This window comes from Roseococcus sp. YIM B11640 (genome assembly GCF_049727625.1).
In the GTDB taxonomy this organism is placed as follows: domain Bacteria; phylum Pseudomonadota; class Alphaproteobacteria; order Acetobacterales; family Acetobacteraceae; genus Roseococcus.
Genome location: NZ_JBBJOZ010000004.1, coordinates 1 through 16,216 on the forward strand (window position 1 = coordinate 1; position 16,216 = coordinate 16,216).

The 16,216-nt window shown below is 67.4% G+C and carries 14 protein-coding genes; 10 read left to right on the forward strand and 4 right to left on the reverse strand.

What is annotated here, in order from left to right; all coding sequences use genetic code 11:
• The first annotated feature begins 144 nt into the window (after positions 1–144).
• The 9 genes from WJM96_RS16415 (at position 145) to WJM96_RS16455 (ending at position 11,650) form a co-directional block, all read left to right on the forward strand.
• The gene (locus tag WJM96_RS16415) at positions 145–1,596 is read left to right on the forward strand and encodes a UbiA family prenyltransferase (RefSeq protein WP_424813610.1); all 1,452 of its coding nucleotides are present in this window, start codon (positions 145–147) and stop codon (positions 1,594–1,596) included.
• Positions 1,593–2,945, forward strand: a complete 1,353-nt coding sequence (locus WJM96_RS16420) for an FAD-binding oxidoreductase (RefSeq protein WP_424813611.1) — start codon at positions 1,593–1,595, stop codon at positions 2,943–2,945. The genes WJM96_RS16415 and WJM96_RS16420 overlap by 4 nt, the downstream gene beginning before the upstream one ends.
• Positions 2,942–3,682 (forward strand): SDR family oxidoreductase, encoded by a 741-nt coding sequence (locus tag WJM96_RS16425; RefSeq protein WP_424813612.1) that lies wholly within the window; start codon positions 2,942–2,944, stop codon positions 3,680–3,682. The genes WJM96_RS16420 and WJM96_RS16425 overlap by 4 nt, the downstream gene beginning before the upstream one ends.
• Positions 3,682–4,611 (forward strand): NAD-dependent epimerase/dehydratase family protein, encoded by a 930-nt coding sequence (locus tag WJM96_RS16430; RefSeq protein WP_424813613.1) that lies wholly within the window; start codon positions 3,682–3,684, stop codon positions 4,609–4,611. Before WJM96_RS16425 ends, WJM96_RS16430 begins: the two co-directional genes overlap by 1 nt.
• Position 4,612: 1 nt before the next feature.
• A complete protein-coding gene (locus WJM96_RS16435; protein ID WP_424813614.1) occupies positions 4,613–5,896 on the forward strand; it encodes an NAD(P)/FAD-dependent oxidoreductase in 1,284 nt (427 codons plus the stop codon).
• A complete protein-coding gene (locus WJM96_RS16440; RefSeq protein WP_424813615.1) occupies positions 5,893–6,303 on the forward strand; it encodes a GtrA family protein in 411 nt (136 codons plus the stop codon). Before WJM96_RS16435 ends, WJM96_RS16440 begins: the two co-directional genes overlap by 4 nt.
• Positions 6,296–7,243, forward strand: coding sequence for a glycosyltransferase (locus WJM96_RS16445; RefSeq protein ID WP_424813616.1), 948 nt, complete (start codon positions 6,296–6,298; stop codon positions 7,241–7,243). The genes WJM96_RS16440 and WJM96_RS16445 overlap by 8 nt, the downstream gene beginning before the upstream one ends.
• A gap of 71 nt (positions 7,244–7,314) precedes the next feature.
• Positions 7,315–10,119 (forward strand): glycosyltransferase, encoded by a 2,805-nt coding sequence (locus tag WJM96_RS16450; RefSeq protein WP_424813617.1) that lies wholly within the window; start codon positions 7,315–7,317, stop codon positions 10,117–10,119.
• A complete protein-coding gene (locus WJM96_RS16455) occupies positions 10,106–11,650 on the forward strand; it encodes a hypothetical protein (protein WP_424813618.1) in 1,545 nt (514 codons plus the stop codon). Before WJM96_RS16450 ends, WJM96_RS16455 begins: the two co-directional genes overlap by 14 nt.
• Here WJM96_RS16455 and WJM96_RS16460 read toward each other — a convergent pair.
• Together WJM96_RS16460 and WJM96_RS16465 are read right to left on the reverse strand one after the other, a co-directional pair.
• Positions 11,647–12,618, reverse strand: coding sequence for a tripartite tricarboxylate transporter substrate binding protein (locus WJM96_RS16460; protein ID WP_424813619.1), 972 nt, complete (start codon positions 12,616–12,618; stop codon positions 11,647–11,649). The genes WJM96_RS16455 and WJM96_RS16460 overlap by 4 nt on opposite strands.
• Positions 12,619–12,673: 55 nt before the next feature.
• On the reverse strand, positions 12,674–13,633 hold the full coding sequence (locus WJM96_RS16465) for a tripartite tricarboxylate transporter substrate binding protein (protein WP_424813620.1): 960 nt from the start codon (positions 13,631–13,633) through the stop codon (positions 12,674–12,676).
• Between the two features lie 80 nt (positions 13,634–13,713).
• Between WJM96_RS16465 and WJM96_RS16470 the strand changes: the two genes are divergently transcribed.
• On the forward strand, positions 13,714–14,151 hold the full coding sequence (locus WJM96_RS16470) for an acyl-CoA thioesterase (RefSeq protein WP_424813621.1): 438 nt from the start codon (positions 13,714–13,716) through the stop codon (positions 14,149–14,151).
• 3 nt (positions 14,152–14,154) lie between these two features.
• Here the strand turns inward: WJM96_RS16470 and WJM96_RS16475 are convergent, their stop codons facing one another.
• Positions 14,155–15,153: a Bug family tripartite tricarboxylate transporter substrate binding protein gene (locus WJM96_RS16475; protein ID WP_424813622.1), complete on the reverse strand. Its 999-nt coding sequence runs from the start codon at positions 15,151–15,153 to the stop codon at positions 14,155–14,157.
• 57 nt (positions 15,154–15,210) lie between these two features.
• Entirely contained in the window at positions 15,211–16,188 is a 978-nt protein-coding gene (locus tag WJM96_RS16480) for a Bug family tripartite tricarboxylate transporter substrate binding protein (protein ID WP_424813623.1), read from the reverse strand.
• Positions 16,189–16,216: the final 28 nt, after the last annotated feature.

The following is a 16,216-nucleotide window of genomic DNA, read 5'->3' on the forward strand; positions in this document are numbered from 1 at the left end:
TCCAAGCTCCAGCAAACCTTCGGCGTCTCATTGCCACCCTGGGAAAACGCCCTCCAACGCATCGTCAAGGCTCTGAACAGCCCTTAGACTTGCGGCTCGGATGGGCTGCGGGGATGATGCTGCCCTAGTCCGAAAGCAAGCCTGGTGCTGAATACCCCCGACGCGTCCGAATTGCTGCCGATCGCCGTTGACCTCGACGGGTCGCTGGTTCGTATCGACACCCTGCACGAAGCGCTGTTCGCGTTGCTGCGCGAAGCCCCTCTCTCAGTCCTCTCCGCGGGCACGCTGCTGAGGCAAGGCAAGGCTACCTTCAAGCGACGGATCGCGCTGGCGCACACCGCTGACGTGGAGGCGATGCCCTTCAACGAAGAGTTGCTGGCCTGGCTTTGGGCCGAGAGGGCCAAGGGCCGGCGCATCGGCCTCTTCACTGCCTCCGATCAGGCGGTAGCGGATGCCGTAGCCGCGCATCTGGAAGGCTTGTTCGACGAGGTGCGCGGCTCGGACGGCAGCACGAATCTCTCCGGCTCGCGCAAGGCGGACGCGATTGCCGCTGTGTTTCCGGAGGGCTTCGTCTATGTCGGCGACGCTCCGGTGGACGCTGGCGTCTTTGCCCGCGCCGATGCCGCGGTCCTGGTGGGCGACGTGCCCCGCCTACGCGCGTCCTTGCCCGAAGGCCGGCGGATCGAGGCGGAGTTCCCGGGACAGAGGCCGGGCTGGCGCGAGTGGCGGCGCGCTCTACGGCTTTCGCACTGGTCGAAGAACCTGCTGGTCTTTGTAGCGCCGCTGCTCGGGCTCGCCGTCGAGCGCGCGCCGGAGATCCTGCTGGAAGCGCTGCTCCTCTTCATCCTAATGGGGATGCTGGCTTCGGCGACCTATCTCGTTAACGACCTCTTCGACCTGTCCTCGGATCGCCGGCACCCGGTCAAGCAGAACCGTCCGATTGCAAGCGGGGCCATCTCCGCGAGGCTCGGCGCCGTCGCAGCGGCAGGGCTGCTGGCGGCGGCTTTCGCCTTGTCGCTGCTTCTGCTGCCGATGCAGGCGACGATCGCGTTGCTCGCCTATCTTGCGACGACGCTGACCTACAGCCTTGCACTGAAGCGCATGCCGATCGTCGATGTCATCACGCTCGCCATTCTCTTCACCATCCGCATCTTCGCGGGCTCCGTCCTGATGGACGAGGCAGTCTCGCTCTGGCTGCTGACCTTCTCCATGCTCTTCTTCGTCGGGCTGGCCATGGTGAAGCGCTATGCCGAGCTGCGTCGGGTCGTATCGGAGGGGGGTGGCGGCGTCAGCGCGCGCGGCTACACGGCCGCCGACCTGCCACTGCTGCTCGGCGCCGGCCTGGCCTCGGGCTTCAGTGCCATCGTGATTTTCACGATTTATCTGATCCAGGAACAATATCCGCGCGACATCTACCGCATGCCCGCGCTGCTCTGGATCTTGGTGCCGATCATCATGGTCTGGCTGCTCCGCGTTTGGCACTTGGCGCTCCACGGTCGGATGAACGAGGATCCGGTTGCCTTCGCGCTGCATGACCGGTTTTCGCTGGCGCTCGGTGCGGTTGCCTTGCTGGTGCTGGCGCTGGCCTGGCAATGACGGCGATCGCCTCGCGCGGGTATCTGAGCTGGGGGCGCAACCTGCGCGCCGAGCATTGGGTGGAGCGTCCCTCCACGCCGGCGGCTGCTGCCCGTCTCGCTGCCGCGCCGATGGCCGGCCGCACACGGCTCGGCGTAGGCTGCGGCCGCTCCTACGGGGATGCTGGGCTGAACCCGGATGGCGAACTGATCGAGATGCGGCCCCTGGACCGCTTCATCTCCTTCGACCGCGAGACGGGCATCCTTGAGGCAGAGGCCGGGCTGCGCCTGGCTGATATCCTCGCTGTGCTGGCCCGGCCGGAAGCCGACGGCGCGGGATGGTTCCTCCCGGTCACGCCCGGTACGCGCTACGTGACGCTCGGCGGCGCAGTCGCCAATGACGTACATGGCAAGAATCACCACCGCGCAGGTAGCTTCGGCAGGCACGTGCTGGGTTTCGACCTCGCACGTTCGGATGGCAGGGCGCTGGCTTGCTCGCCTTCCCAGAACGCCGAACTCTTCGCTGCGACAATCGGCGGTCTTGGTCTAACAGGGCTCCTTCTACGTGTTCGCCTTCAGCTCTTGCGGGTGCCAGGCCTCGCCATGGAGGCCGAGGACCTGCGCTTCGGCGGCCTTGACGAGTATTTCGCCATCGCCGCCCAGTCCGACGAGGAATGGGACTACACCGCGGCCTGGGTGGATTGCCTGGCGGATGGCGACGCGATGGGACGTGGCATCTTCTCCCGGGCGCGGCCAGCGCCGGGGCAGGGCGCGTTGCCTCCCTCGCTGGAACCCCGGCGGAACCTACCGGCGACGCCGCCGCTTTCCGCGGTAAACAGTTTGTCGCTCCGCGCCTTCAATGCTCTGTACCTGCGCCGCCTCGGGAGCTCGGGCCGCTCGCATCGCGTGGGGGGCTATGAAGGTGTGCTGTATCCGCTGGATGCGGTCGGCGGCTGGAACAAGCTCTACGGTCCGCGCGGCTTCCATCAGTTCCAGTGCGCCGTTCCACCGTCCGATGCACGGGATGTCGTGGCAGCGCTGCTCAGGGAAATTTCGCGGAGCGGCCAGGGTTCGCCGCTCGTGGTGCTCAAGGGCTTCGGCAACCTGCCCTCGCCGGGACTTCTCTCCTTTCCGATGCCCGGCACGACCCTGGCTCTTGATTTTCCCGCCAGGGGAGACGAAACGCTGCGCCTGCTCTCACGGCTCGAGGCGATCACGGTCGAGGCGCAAGGCCGCCTCTACCCGGCCAAGGACAGTGTGATGAGCGCGGACACCTTCCAGCGGGGCTACACTAAATTGGATATCTTCAGGCCCTGGATCGACCCGGCCTTCGCTTCCGGCTTCTCGCGGCGCGTGGGGCTGACGCCATGAGCGTGCGCATCGCCATCTTCGGTGGGACCTCCGCCATAGCGCTGGCCGTGGCGCGCCGGTACGCCGCGGAGAAGGCGCGCATCGTGCTGGTCGCGCGAGATGCTGCAGCGCTGGAGCGCGAGCGCGCGGACCTTTCGGTGCGCGGTGCGGAAGTCGTGTCCCTGCAGGCTGATTTCACCGACTTCGCCGCGCTTCCTGCCGTCGCACGCGCAGCGTGGGATGCTTTCGGTGGGCTCGATATCGCGCTCGTGGCCTACGGCTCGCTGCCGGACCAGGGGGAGGCCACCGCATCGGCGCGGGCCGCGGAGCAAGCACTTTCGCTGAACTTCACGAGCCCCGCCCTTCTCCTGGGTGAACTCGCCAATCTCTTCGCGTCCACGCGCGCGGGCTGCATCGCCGCCATCACCTCGGTCGCCGGCGACCGAGGGCGGCAGAGCAACTACGTGTATGGCGCGGCGAAGGGCGGCCTGCAGCGTTTCCTGGAGGGCATGCGCCACCGGCTATGGCGGGACGGGGTTGCGGTGCTGGACATCCGCCCCGGCTTCGTCTCCACCCCCATGACGGCCCACCTGCCGCAGGGTGGTCCCCTCTGGGCGACGCCGGATGCGGTGGCGAAGGACATCGTCGCTGCCATCGGCAAGCGCCGAGCGGTGCTCTACACGCCCTGGTTCTGGCGCTTCATCCTGCTCATCGTGAGTTTCCTGCCGCGTCCGCTGTTCCACCGGAGCCGTTTGTGATGCGGACCATTCTCGTCACCGGCGCGGCGGGCTTGGTCGGGCAGAACCTCGTCGCGCGGCTCAAGGCCGATCCGGCGCTACGGATCGTGGCGATCGACAAGCACCCAGCGAACACCGAGACCCTGCGCCGCCTCCATCCCGAGGTGCAGGTCGTTCAGGCCGACCTGGCCGAGCCGGGGCCCTGGACCGATCTGCTGGACGGCGTCGATACCGTCGTCATCAACCAGGCGCAGATCGGCGGCCTAGATGGCGCCGAGTTCGAGCGCAACAATGTCGAGGCCACGCGTCTGATCGTGGAAGCCGCGCGCCGGCACGGCGTGGGCTACCTCGTGCAGATCTCCTCCTCCGTGGTGCGCAGCCAAGCCTCGGATTTCTACGTGGACACGAAGCGCCGCCAGGAAGAGTTCATGGACGGCGTTGAGATCCCGCATGTCTCGCTGCGTCCTACGCTCATGTTCGGGTGGTTCGACCGCAAGCACCTAGGCTGGCTCCGCCGGTTCATGGACCGCACGCCCGTCTTTCCCATCCCGGGTGATGGCAAGTTCCTGCGCCAGCCGCTCTATGTCGGGGATTTCGTCTCCATCATCGCGAGCTGCATCGCGAACCGCACCACCGGCACCTATGACATCTCCGGCCGCAACGTGGTCGAGTATGGCGAGCTGATCCGCATGATCCACCGGATCGTAAAGCCGCGGGCGCGGATAGTGAACATTCCCTACGGGCTCTTCTGGATCCTGCTCTGGACCTATGCGCGGCTGAACCGGAACCCGCCCTTCACCACCTCGCAGCTCGAGGCGCTCGTGATCCCTGAAACCTTCCCCATCACCGATTGGCCCGCGGAGTTCGGCGTGTCGGAGACGCCGTTGGACACAGCCTTGCGCGAGACCTTCCAGCACCCGGTCTATTCCGGCGTGATCCTGGAGTTCTGAGATGGCGCGTGTTCTCGTCCTCGGCGCCGGGCCCATGGGATTGGCCGCCGCGCATCATGCCCTCGGCCTTGGCCACGAGGTGGATCTAATCGAGGCCGACCGCGTTCTGGGCGGCATGGCGGCGCATTTCGATTTCGGCGGCCTCTCGATCGAGCGCTTCTACCACTTCGTCTGCATGTCCGATCACCCGACCTTCGAGCTGATGCAGGAACTCGGGATCGGCGATGCCATGCGCTGGGTCGGCACGCGAATGGGCTACTACATGGAGGGGAGGGTACATCCCTGGGGAGACCCGGTCTCGCTGCTGCGCTTCCCGCATCTGAGCCTTTGGTCGAAGATTCGTACCGGGTTGCAGATGTTCCTGACGACGCGCGCGCGCGACTTCTCGCGCATCGAGGGAATGACGACGCGGCAGTGGATCGAGGGCGGCTCCGGCCCCGCGGTCTATCGCCGGATGTGGGAACGCCTCATGGCGCTGAAGTTCCATGAGCTGGCGGACGAGGTTTCTGCCTCCTGGATCGCGACCCGGGTGAAGCGCATCGGCCGCTCGCGCAAATCCATCTTCCAGGAGCAGCTCGGCTATATCGAGGGCGGATCGCAGACGCTGGTGGACGCCATGGAGCGCGCGATCCGCGAGCGCGGGGGCCGCATCCATCTGGGCATGCCGGGCGAGCGCGTGCTGACGCGGGATGGCCGCGTCACGGGCCTGCGCGCCGGGGGGCAGGATTTCGCGGCGGATGCCGTCATCTCCACCGTGCCGCTGCCGCTCATCCCTGCCTTGGTGCCGGACCTGCCGGAAGAGACGCGTGCGGCCTATGCGCGGCTGCGCAATATCGGCGTGGTCTGCGTCATCCTGAAGCTGAAGCGCAGTGTCACCAGGAATTTCTGGGTGAACATTGTCGATCCGAAGATCGAGGTGCCGGGGATCATCGAGTTCTCGAACCTGCGACCGACGGGGGACGCCATCGTCTACGTTCCCTATTATATGCCGGTCACGCACCCGAAATGGGCATGGTCCGACGACGAACTCATCGCCGAGGCCTTCGCCGCCGTGCGCAGCGTCAATCCGGAGATCACCGAGGCGGACCTAATCGACTCACGCGCCGGGCGCCTGCGTCACGCGCAACCGGTCTGCGAACCCAATTTCCTGGACCGCCTTCCGCCTTTCCGCTCGCCGATCGAGGGCCTCTTCATCGCCGATACCTCGCACTACTACCCAGAGGATCGGGGGGTGGCCGAAAGCATCCGCTTCGGCCGGATGATGGCGGAACAAGTCGCGCGATGAAGGCGCTGCTCAGCTCCGAATTCATCCGCTTCGTGCTGACGGGCGGCACGGCCGCAGCGGTGAATATCGGCGCGCGCATCCTGTTCTCCCAGGTCATGCGCTACGAGATCGCGGTGGTTCTGGCCTATCTCGTGGGCATGGTGACGGCCTATCTTCTGGCGCGCCGCTTCGTCTTCGCCGCGAGCGGCGCCGGCATGGGCAGCGAGTTCAGTCGTTTCGCCATGGTGAATGCCGTGGCGCTCGCGCAGGTCTGGATTGTGAGCGTCGGTCTGGCGAGGTTCGTCTTTCCCGCTGTGGGATACACCTTCCACGCCGAGACGGTCGCGCATGTCATTGGCGTCCTGAGCCCGATCGGTACGAGCTATCTCGGCCACCGCCATTTCAGTTTCGCCCGCCGCCATGGCTGACCAACCGCCGCGCGTCCAGGTGCTGCTGGCGACCTGGAACGGTGCGGCGCATCTCGGCGAGCAGCTCGCAAGCCTCGCGGCGCAGCAGGGCGTCGAATGGTCGCTGCTCTGGCGCGACGATGGCTCGACGGACGCCACTATCGCGATCCTGGAGCAATTCGCCGCAGCCAACCCTGGCCGGGTGCAGCGCCTGGCCGATCCGGCTGGGCGCATGGGCGCGGGCGCCTCGTTCATGGCGTTGCTTGCGGCCGCTGAGCCGGGTGGACTGCATGCCTTCATGGACCAGGACGACGTCTGGCTACCGGCCAAGCTGGCGCGGGCTGCCGCCCAGATCGGCGCGGCGCCTATGGCGGTTTGCACTCGGCTCTCGCTGGTTGACCCCGAGTTGCGCCCTCTCGGCCTCTCGCCCTTGCCCGGGCGAGAGCCGGGCTTCGCCACGCTGCTGGCGCACAATATCGCGGCTGGCTGCACGCTGGTGATGAATGAGCCGGCCCGACGCCTGGCGCTCGCCGCGCCCATGCCGGAAGGCGATCTGCACGATTGGTGGTCGGTGCTGCTCATCACAGGCTGTGGCGGCAGGTTGATCTTCGATCCCGAGCCGAGTGTGCTTTACCGGCAGCACGCGACCAACGTGGTGGGCGGCGCGTCACGCTTCCGCCAGCGCGCTGCACGCGCCTTCGGGCGAGGCGCGACGGGCTTTCTGCTGCCTTTGGCGCGGCACATGCGCGCGCTCGATCTGGCGCCCCTGACCCCCGGAGCCCGGCGCGTCCTGGCGGAGCTCGAAGGCTTGCGCGATCCGCGCCCCTGGAGACGCCTCGGCGCGATGCGACGCGCGGGCCTCGCGCACCATGCGCGCGCGGCGCAATGGCTGCTGCGGGCCTGGGTCTTGGCGCAGGCGCTGCCATCGGATGATGGGCAGGGCACCGGGCCTGGGCTATAGAATTGGCGCGCGCCTGAGCGTTTGAGGGTATTTGCATGGTTTTGAAGGCTTCCGGAAAAGGAAACCCGGAAGTGTCCCGCGATACTTCCGCGGAACATCTGTATTCCTATCTCTTCGCCCGGGAGTTCGTGGCCGGGCGCCATGTCTTGGAACTCGCATCCGGCGAGGGGCAGGCAGCGCACCTCCTGGGCGCGACCGCAGCGCAGGTCACCACGCACGACCCCCAAGCGGCGCCTGGTGCGCTGCCGCTCGGCGATGCCGTAGCGGATGTCGTGCTGGCCTTCGGGCTGCTCGGGCAAGGCGATGCCGACGACGAGCTGCTGCGCGAGGCGAAGCGCGTGTTGCGTCCGGATGGGCTCTTCCTGGGCTCAGAACATCCCTTCCGATCCTCCTGCTCAGCTGCCGCGATACGGACGAATTTCGCGCAGGTGGCGATCGCGCGGGAGGTGGCCGCGCCTGCTTCCGCCATCATCTTCGAGGGCATGGCTGCTCCCTTGCGCGGCTTGGAGGCCGGGGGAGATCTGCCGCGACCGGGTACCATCGCCATCGCGTCCGATGCGCCACTGCCGCATCTTTTTCATGCGATCTGCGGCCCGGATGCCATGGCGGCGGCGGAACTCAATGACCTCCGAGCGCGGCTCATCAACCAGACGCGCCGTGCTTCGAGCCTCGCGACGCGGCTGGAGGCCGAGCGGCAGCGCAGCAATTCCATTGAAAGTAGCACGCTCTGGCGCGTCTTCGGGCCGATGCGCCAGGCGCTCGCGCGTTTTCCGCGACTCCGTCAGGCATTGCGGAACAGCCTTCGCGCCGCCTATCGGGCCAAGGGATCGCTGATGCGGTTCCGGTTCAGGCGGCGCCGGCGCGGCGATTTCCAGCCGCTCGTCAGCGTGATCATTCCCAATTTCAACCATGCGCGGTTCCTGCCGCAGCGCATCGAAAGCATTCTCAAGCAGAACTATACGAAGTTCGAGCTGCTGATCCTCGACGATGCGTCCACGGACGACAGCGCCGAGGTCATCGAGCGCTACCGTGCCGCGCATCCGGATGTGATCCGCGTCATCCGCAATGAGCAGAACGCCGGCAATGTCTTTCGCCAGTGGCGCAAGGGCGTGGCGGAGGCGAAGGGCGAGCTCATCTGGATCTGCGAGAGCGACGATTTCGCGGAGCCTGACTTCCTCGCGGCGCTGGTCCCGGTGTTTCTGGACGAGAGCGTGATGATCGGATTCGGCCGGATCCAGTTCGCCGATGCGGCCGGCAAGCCCTACCCGGGCCTCGATGCCTATCGCGAGCGCTCGCAACCCGGCATCTGGAAGGCGCGCAATGTACGTCCTGCCAAGGCTTGGTTCGATACCGGCTTCGGCGTGCACAACGTCATTGCCAATGTCGGCGGGTGCCTCATCCGCAACCAGCCGATCGAGGACGAGGTTTGGGAGGAAGCGACGACTTACCGCGTGCTGGGCGATTGGTATCTCTATGCCAAGCTCGCGCGCGGCGGGCAGATCGCCTACGAGCCTGGCGCCGTCGCCTACTTCCGTCAGCACGGCTCGAACACCTCCGTCTCCAGCTTTACGACGGCGCGCTACTACGAGGAGCATCAGCGCATCCTCCGGGAGCTGCGCGCGCTCTGGGGCATCCCGGAAGCGACGGTGGAGCGTTTCGCGGACGAAGTGGCCGCGCAGTTTCGTCACGCTCAAGCGGCGGAGAAGCTCGGCTCGCTGGAGGAGGTGTTCGATGCCGGCAAGGCGCTCGCCACGCGCCGCCAGGGTCAGCACATCCTCATGGTCATCCTGGGCTTCTACCTGGGCGGCGGTGAGATCTTCCCGATCCATCTGGCGAACGCTCTGGTGAAGATGGGATTCACCGTCTCGGTGATGACCCTGCTGCAGCACGATTGGAACGAAGGCATCCGCGCGCAGCTCGACCGAAGGATCGCGGTCTATGACGCAGCGATTGTCCGCAAGACAGGCACATGGAAGTTTCTGAATGACGCGGGCGTGGACCTGATCCACACCCATTTCATCGGTGCCGAGGGCCTCTTCTTCAATGAAGGCCTCGAGCCGCCGGATCTGCCCTATGTCGTGACCTTGCACGGCTCCTACGAAATCACCGCCATCCGGCCCGAATTTGCCGCGCGGGTGGGGCGCGGCGTGAGCCTCTGGGTTTATCTGACCGAGAAGAATCTCGATCACCTCGCCATGCTCGACCCGGAGTTGCGCGCATCGGCGAGGACGCGGCGGCTACCGAATGCCATGCCGGACGACGAACGCCCTTTCCTCAAGTCACGCGCCGATCTCGGGATCGGCGAGCGCGATGTGGTCTTCGCGCTGGTGTCCCGTGCGATCCCGGAGAAGGGCTGGGCCGAGGCTATCGCGGCGCTTGCGCTGGCGCAGCAGAAGACGGAGCGACGGCTGCACCTGCTGCTGTGCGGTGCGGGCCCCGAAGCGGACCGCCTCGGCGCCCTGCATGCGCAGACTCCCGGCGTACATTTCCTGGGCTTCCAGGATCGGGTCCATGGCGTCTATCGGCTCGCGGATTGCGCCATTCTGCCGACCCGGTTCCAGGGCGAGTCGTACCCGCTCACGCTGGTGCAGGCGATGCAGACGGGGCGGCCCATCATCGCAACGGATATCGGTGAGATCGCCGAAATGCTGCTGCAGGGCGATCGGGCCGCTGGTCTGCTGGTCCCATATGATCGCGACGACGACCGCTTCATCGCGCAGGTTGCCGAGGCCATGCTGGCGATGACCGACGACGCGGTACGGCAGGTCTACGGCAGCAACGCCAGAGAGATGGGCGCGGCCTATGCGATGGATAACGTCGCCGCGGCCTATGTGCAGAGCTACGAGGAGATCATCGCCCAGCATGCCGGAGCGTGATCGTCCCTGGCTTTCGCGCCTTGCCTGGCTAGTGGCCGCGCTGGCGCTAGCCCATGGGCTTTATGTGCTGTTCGGCTGGCTAAATGAGCCACTGTTGGACCGCCACGCCTTTCGCCAGACCCAGACGGCGCTTTCCACCTACTGGATCGCCCAGGGCGGGCCGATCCTGGCCTACGACACGCCGGTCCTAGGAGCGCCCTGGGCCATTCCTTTCGAGGCGCCGGTCTATCACGCCGTAGTGGCGCTGGTATCCAAGCTCGGCGTGCCCATGGATGCGGCGGGAAGGCTGGTAAGCTTTGGCTTCCTCCTGGCCGCGGCCTGGCCGATTCGCATGCTCTGGCGGGACCTGGAACTGCCGCCTGCGGGCTTTCCGATGCTTTGCGCCTTGCTGCTGGCGTCGCCCCTCTATCTCTTCTGGGCGCGGACCTTCCTGATCGAATCCTGCGCCTGGTTCTTCGCGGTGCTCTGGCTCGCCTGCTTCGTGCGCTGGCTGCGTGGGGAGAAGGCCGCACTGGCGCTGGCGGCCGTCCTTGCGGGAAGCCTCGCGACCCTGGCCAAGGCCACCACCTTCCCGAGCTTCGCGTTGGTCGGCGGGCTCATCGGCCTGGGCTATGGCATCGGCTGGTTGCGGCAGGGGGTTTCCTGGCGGCTTGTCTCGCGATTGGCCTGGTCCGCGGCGGCGCTGCTTCTGCCCTTCGTGGTGGGGCTGGCCTGGGTGCGGTTCAGCGACGACGTGAAGAGCGGCAATGCGATGGGCCAGTTCCTGACCTCCTCGGTCCTGGGTGGATGGAACTATGGCACGCTGGGTCAGCGCTTCAGTGCCCAGCTCTGGGATGGCGTGGTGTCGCGCCGCATCCTGCGGGATGTCTTTGGGACGTTCGGCGTCTGGGCCTTGCTGGCGCTACTGGGTGCGTGGTGGCGACCGCGGGCGGTGCTGGCCGTGGCTCTCTGCGCCATCGGCTTCGTGACGCCCATCCTGCTCTTCACCAACCTTCACATGGTCCACAACTACTACCAATACGCGAACGGCGCCTTCCTCCTGGCCGCATTGGCCATCGCCCTCGGCACGCTGGCCGGTCGGCGGGCGGGCGGGGCGGCGCTCGCGGGCGTGCTGCTGGTCGTCGTGGTGGGCGCGCAAGGCATGCGCTTTCATCGCCAGAACATGGAGTGGATCCGGTCGGGGATCGAGGCCAGGGACCCCTACGCCATTGCGCTCCTGGCTCGCGAACGCACGCCCGAGGGCAGTGCGCTCATCTTCCTGGGCGACGACTGGTCCTCGACCATTCCCTACTATGCGCAGCGCCGTTCGCTGGCGCTGCCCTACTGGATCCCGGCGCCGGTGATGGGGGAGATCCTGCGGGACACGAATGCCCAGCTGGGCGGCGTGCCACTGGGCGGCATTGTGGACTGCATGGAGCCGGGTCCCCATTTCGGCGCGCTGCAGCCCCAGGTGGACGCCCTGCTGGCCGGGCGCCGGGTCGTGGCCATCAACGGAACCTGCCGCCTGCTCTCGGGAGAGCGCATCCCCTAGCCGTCGCGCCAGGGCCGGCTCTGCCACAGCGTGCGGAGCTGGTCTTCCGTGCGTTGGGCCATGGAGCGGTAGTCATCGCCCACCAGCGGGCGTAGCGGCATGAAAAGGCGGCGCGCCTCGCGAATGAAGTCGCTGTCGCGCAATGCCACGGCGAGCGCGCCATTCAGCCGCTGCGTGATGGGCGCCGGCAGGCCGGGTGGAGCCACCAGCCCACGGGCCGCACCGTTGACCACGTCGAACCCCTCCTCGCGAAAGGTCGGCACGTCCGCGGCTTCCTCCGAGCGCGCCTCGGCCGCCTGGGCCAGGATGCGCAGCCGTCCTTCCCGCTTGAGCTGCAGCGCATCCCCCACATTGATCGCCGCGAGATCCATGTGGCCGCCGATCAGCTGCGGGATGAGCGGCGCTGCGCCTGGGAAGGGGACGTGGACCAGCGGCGGAATGCCCGCCCGCTGCTCGAAGTTCAGCATAAAGAGATGGTCGTCCGAGCCCACGCCTGTCGTGCCGTAGGTGAGCTGGCGAGGCCGCGCCCGCGCCGCCGCGACCACATCCGCGAGGCTGCGCAGTGGGCTGTCGGCGCGGACATAAAAGCAGTTCGCATCCTCCACGACATTGGCGAGGAAGGTAAAATCCATGGCCCGGAAGCGCGCCGGCCGTTCCATCGGAATGGCATTGTGCGCGGGCAGGGTTGTGGCGCCGATCGTGTAGCCGTCCGGCGCCGCGTTGAAGATCGCCTCCAACCCGATCTGCCCGGCCGCGCCGCTGCGGTTGGTGACGATGTGGCGCATGCCGGGAACCTGCGCCGCTACGATCGGCATGATGAGGCGCGCCATGACATCCACGCCGCCGCCGGCAGGGAAGGGTATGATCACCTCGACGGGGCGCTCCTGAGGCCAGGCGGGCACCTGGGACAGGGCTGGGGTGGCGAGCAGCGCCGGGCTGCCGCCCAGCAAGAGCCGGCGATTGAGCATGACGTATCTCCCTCGTTTTCACGGAGGGTGAATGGTCCGGACCTCTCGATGCAAGCTATTCGCGCCAGGGCCGCCTTTCCCAGAGCGCCCGGCGCGCCGCGTATTCCGCCGCGAGGTGCCGCCGGTACTCGCGACCGAAGAGCGGCTGCAAGGGTAGGCGCAAGTTTTCCGCCTCGCGCCTGAATTCCTCGTCGGTCAGCATGTCCTTGAGCGCGAGCTCGAACTGCAGGGCAATCTCGGGCGGCAATCCCGGCGGCGCGGCCAGCCCCTGCGCCGAGCCCCCCAGCACGTCGAAGCCGGCTTCCTGGAAGGTGGGCACCTCGGCCGCGGCCGCCCATCGCCTGCGGCCACCTTGTGCGAGGCCGCGGATACGTCTGGCGCGCAGCAGGGGCAGGGCCTCGCTGCTGTTGAAGGCGCCGACGACCAGCGTCCGGGCCAGCACGTCCCGCTGGATCGGCCCGGTCGAGGCATAAGGCACGTGCAGTAGATTCACGCCCGACGCGGCTTCGAAGGCGAGGAGCAGCAGGTGGTCATCGCTTCCGATGCCGCTCGTGCCCACGCCGATCTCCGACGGCCGCCCCCGCGCGGCCTGTTGCAGATCCGCCAGGCTGGTCCACGGGCTGTCGGCGCGCACCCAGAAGCCGCCGGGGTCGTCCACGATATTGGCCAGGAAGGTGAAGTCCTCCGGATCGTAGCGCGTGGCTCGTTCCAGCGAGATGGCGTGCAGGGTGGGCGTGGCGACGAGGCCGATGGTGAATCCGTCGGCCGGCGCGAGGAACAGCGTCTCAAAGCCGATCTGCCCGCCTGCGCCGGGCCGGTTCATCGCGACGCAACGCGCGCCAGGGATCTGGCGCGAGAGGTGCTGCGCCACGAGGCGGCCAAGATGATCCCACGCGCTGGCGGAGGGGGCCGGTACGATGATCTCGATGCTGCGGCTCGCCGGCCAGTTCGCGCGCCCGATGCGGGGAGCCGCGAGCCCGCCGCCGGTCAGCAGCAGCAGGCTCCTTCGTCGCATGCGCTTCCTTCCGCGTGGTCGCGACAGGGTGGATGCCCGCGCCGAATTCGTCCAGCCTGCCCCCTTCTGGGAGGTGCCGGATGGGTCAGTCGCTGTTGGAAGAATTCGGGGTCGAGGGGGAGTGGAGCATGGCCGTGCGCCATCGCGTCCGCTGGGCGGAATGCGACCTCTACGGGCATGTGAACCACACGGCCTACCTCGTGATGTTCGAGGATCTGCGCGTGGAGCATTGGCGCTCCTGCGGGCAGGTGCTCCGGGCGGACGCACCGGGGCCGGTCGTTGCGAAGCTTGAGGCCCGCTATGTCCGGGCGCTGGGCTTCGAGGATGACGTGCTGCTGACACTGCGCGTGCCGAGCCTGCGCAACACCAGCTTCGTCCATGACTACGCCGTCTGGAAGAACGGGCTCTGCTTCGAATGCAAGGCGCTGCTGGTCTGCGTGAAGGACGGCGCCAGCACGCCGATTCCGGCCGAGGCCCGCCGGCTCATGATCGAGCGCGACGGAGCCAAGGCCGGATAAGGGCTAGTCCACCTTGATGCCGGCGGAACGGATCACCGGCTCCCACTTCGCGATCTCGGAGGCCAGGAAGGCCGCGGCGCTCTCGGGCGTGCTCTGCGTCACGTCGATCGTGAGGTCGACGAGCTTGTCGCGCACCGCATCCACCGCCAGCGCGCGGTTCACATGGCCGTTGATCGTGTTCACCACCGGCGTCGGCGTGCCGGAGGGCACGAACATCATGTGCCAGGTGTAGCTCTCGAACCCCGCGACGCCGCCCTCGATGAAGGTCGGCAGCTCCGGCAGGAGCGGGCTGCGCTCGGTGGTCGAGATCGCGAGCGGGCGGAGGTCGCCCCGGCGGATGAGCGGCACCGCGCTGGCGGCGATGTCCACGATCATCGGGATGCGGCCGGCCAGGATGTCCGGCAGCGCGGCGGAGATGCCGCGGAACGGGATGTGGTTCATCTTCAGCCCGCCCGCCATGTGCAGGAAGAGCTCGGTCGTCAGATGCGCGGCGGCGCCGTTGCCGCTGCTGGCGTAGTCGTATTTGCCGGGGTTCTCGCGGATGAGCTTGATGAATTCGGGCAGGGTTTGCGCCGGAAAGTCTTTGTTCACCATCATGATCATCGGCACCTTGCCGACGAGTGCTACGGGCGTGAAATCGCGGACCGGGTCGAAGGGAACGCGCGGGAACAGCGCGCGCACGACCGCGTGGCCGACCGTGCTGTAGAGCACCGTCAGCCCATCCTTCGGCGCCTTGGCCACGACGTCCGAGCCCACAATGATGCCCGAGCCCGTGCGGTTCTCGACCACGAGGCGGTTCGGCAGGTTGCGTGACATCTCGTCGGCGATAATGCGGGCGGGAATGTCCGTCGGGCCGCCGGCGCTGAAGGGCACGACGAGGCGCACGGGCTGCGAGGGCCAATCGGCCACTTGGGCGACGGCGCCGGCTGGCGCGGCGAAGGGGGCGAGCGCCGCCAGCTTCAGAGCCTGGCGCCGCCGCAGGGACAGCTTGGAGGATTGCATCCGGGTCATCTAGCCCGGATGCCGCACCGCAGCAATCCAGGACGACCGAGCGGTCGGTCAGTCCACCTTGATGCCGGCGGAACGAATCACAGGTTCCCACTTCGCGATCTCGGCGGCGAGGAAGGTGGCAGCGGTGTCCGGGGTGCTGCCGCGCACCACCTCGACCGTCATCTCGGTCAGCCGGTTGCGGACGGTTTCCACCTCGAGCGCGCGGTTGGCAGCCGCGTTGATGGCGTTGATGACCGGCACCGGCGTGCCCGAGGGCACCATAAGCATGTGCCAGGTATAGGCTTCGTAGTCCGGCACACCGCCCTCGATAAAGGTGGGCACCTCCGGCACCAGCGGGCTGCGCTCGCGCGTCGAGATGGCGAGCGGGCGCAGGTCCCCGCGCTGGATGATGGGAATGGCGCCGGCCGCGACGTCGATCAGCATGGGGATGCGCCCGGCCAACAGGTCGGGCATCGCCGGCGCGCTGCCGCGGAACGCGATATGATTCATGCGCAGCCCGCCAGCCATGTGCAGGAACAGCTCGGTCGCGAGATGCACCGCGCCGCCATTGCCGCTGCTGGCGTAGTCGTATTTGCCGGGATTGGCGCGGATCAGCGCGATGAACTCAGGCAGGGTGCGCGCCGGGAAGTCCTTGTTGACCATCATGATCATCGGCACCTTGCCGACGAGCGCGACCGGCGCGAAATCCGCGATCGGGTCGAAGGGGGCGCGCGGAAAGAGCGCGCGGACCACCGCATGGCCGATGGTGGTGTAGAGCACCGTCAGCCCATCCTTCGGCGCCTTTGCCACGAGATCGGTGCCGACGATGATGCCCGAGCCCGTGCGGTTCTCGACGACGAGACGGTTGGGCAGCCCGCGCGACATCTCGTCCGCGATCAGGCGTGCGGGGATGTCCGTCGGCCCACCCGCCGCGAAGGGAACGATGAGGCGCACGGGCTGCGACGGCCAGTCGCTCGGCTGGGCGCGGGCGGCGAGCGGCGCGAAAGGCGCGAGGGCGCTGAGGGCAAGGGCCTGGCGACGCAGCATGAACGTTCTCCCGGATTGTTGTCCGGAA

Excerpts from the sequence above, each read along its gene's own strand:
- WJM96_RS16425 (WP_424813612.1), top strand. The coding sequence starts at position 2,942 with ATGAGCGTGCGCATCGCCATCTTCGGTGGGACCTCCGCCATAGCGCTG.
- WJM96_RS16440 (WP_424813615.1), top strand. The coding sequence starts at position 5,893 with ATGAAGGCGCTGCTCAGCTCCGAATTCATCCGCTTCGTGCTGACGGGC.
- WJM96_RS16435 (WP_424813614.1), top strand. The coding sequence starts at position 4,613 with ATGGCGCGTGTTCTCGTCCTCGGCGCCGGGCCCATGGGATTGGCCGCC.
- WJM96_RS16420 (WP_424813611.1), top strand. The coding sequence starts at position 1,593 with ATGACGGCGATCGCCTCGCGCGGGTATCTGAGCTGGGGGCGCAACCTG.
- WJM96_RS16455 (WP_424813618.1), top strand. The coding sequence starts at position 10,106 with ATGCCGGAGCGTGATCGTCCCTGGCTTTCGCGCCTTGCCTGGCTAGTG.
- WJM96_RS16460 (WP_424813619.1), bottom strand. The coding sequence starts at position 12,618 with ATGCTCAATCGCCGGCTCTTGCTGGGCGGCAGCCCGGCGCTGCTCGCC.
- WJM96_RS16470 (WP_424813621.1), top strand. The coding sequence starts at position 13,714 with ATGGGTCAGTCGCTGTTGGAAGAATTCGGGGTCGAGGGGGAGTGGAGC.
- WJM96_RS16465 (WP_424813620.1), bottom strand. The coding sequence starts at position 13,633 with ATGCGACGAAGGAGCCTGCTGCTGCTGACCGGCGGCGGGCTCGCGGCT.
- WJM96_RS16475 (WP_424813622.1), bottom strand. The coding sequence starts at position 15,153 with ATGCAATCCTCCAAGCTGTCCCTGCGGCGGCGCCAGGCTCTGAAGCTG.
- WJM96_RS16480 (WP_424813623.1), bottom strand. The coding sequence starts at position 16,188 with ATGCTGCGTCGCCAGGCCCTTGCCCTCAGCGCCCTCGCGCCTTTCGCG.
- WJM96_RS16430 (WP_424813613.1), top strand. The coding sequence starts at position 3,682 with ATGCGGACCATTCTCGTCACCGGCGCGGCGGGCTTGGTCGGGCAGAAC.
- WJM96_RS16445 (WP_424813616.1), top strand. The coding sequence starts at position 6,296 with ATGGCTGACCAACCGCCGCGCGTCCAGGTGCTGCTGGCGACCTGGAAC.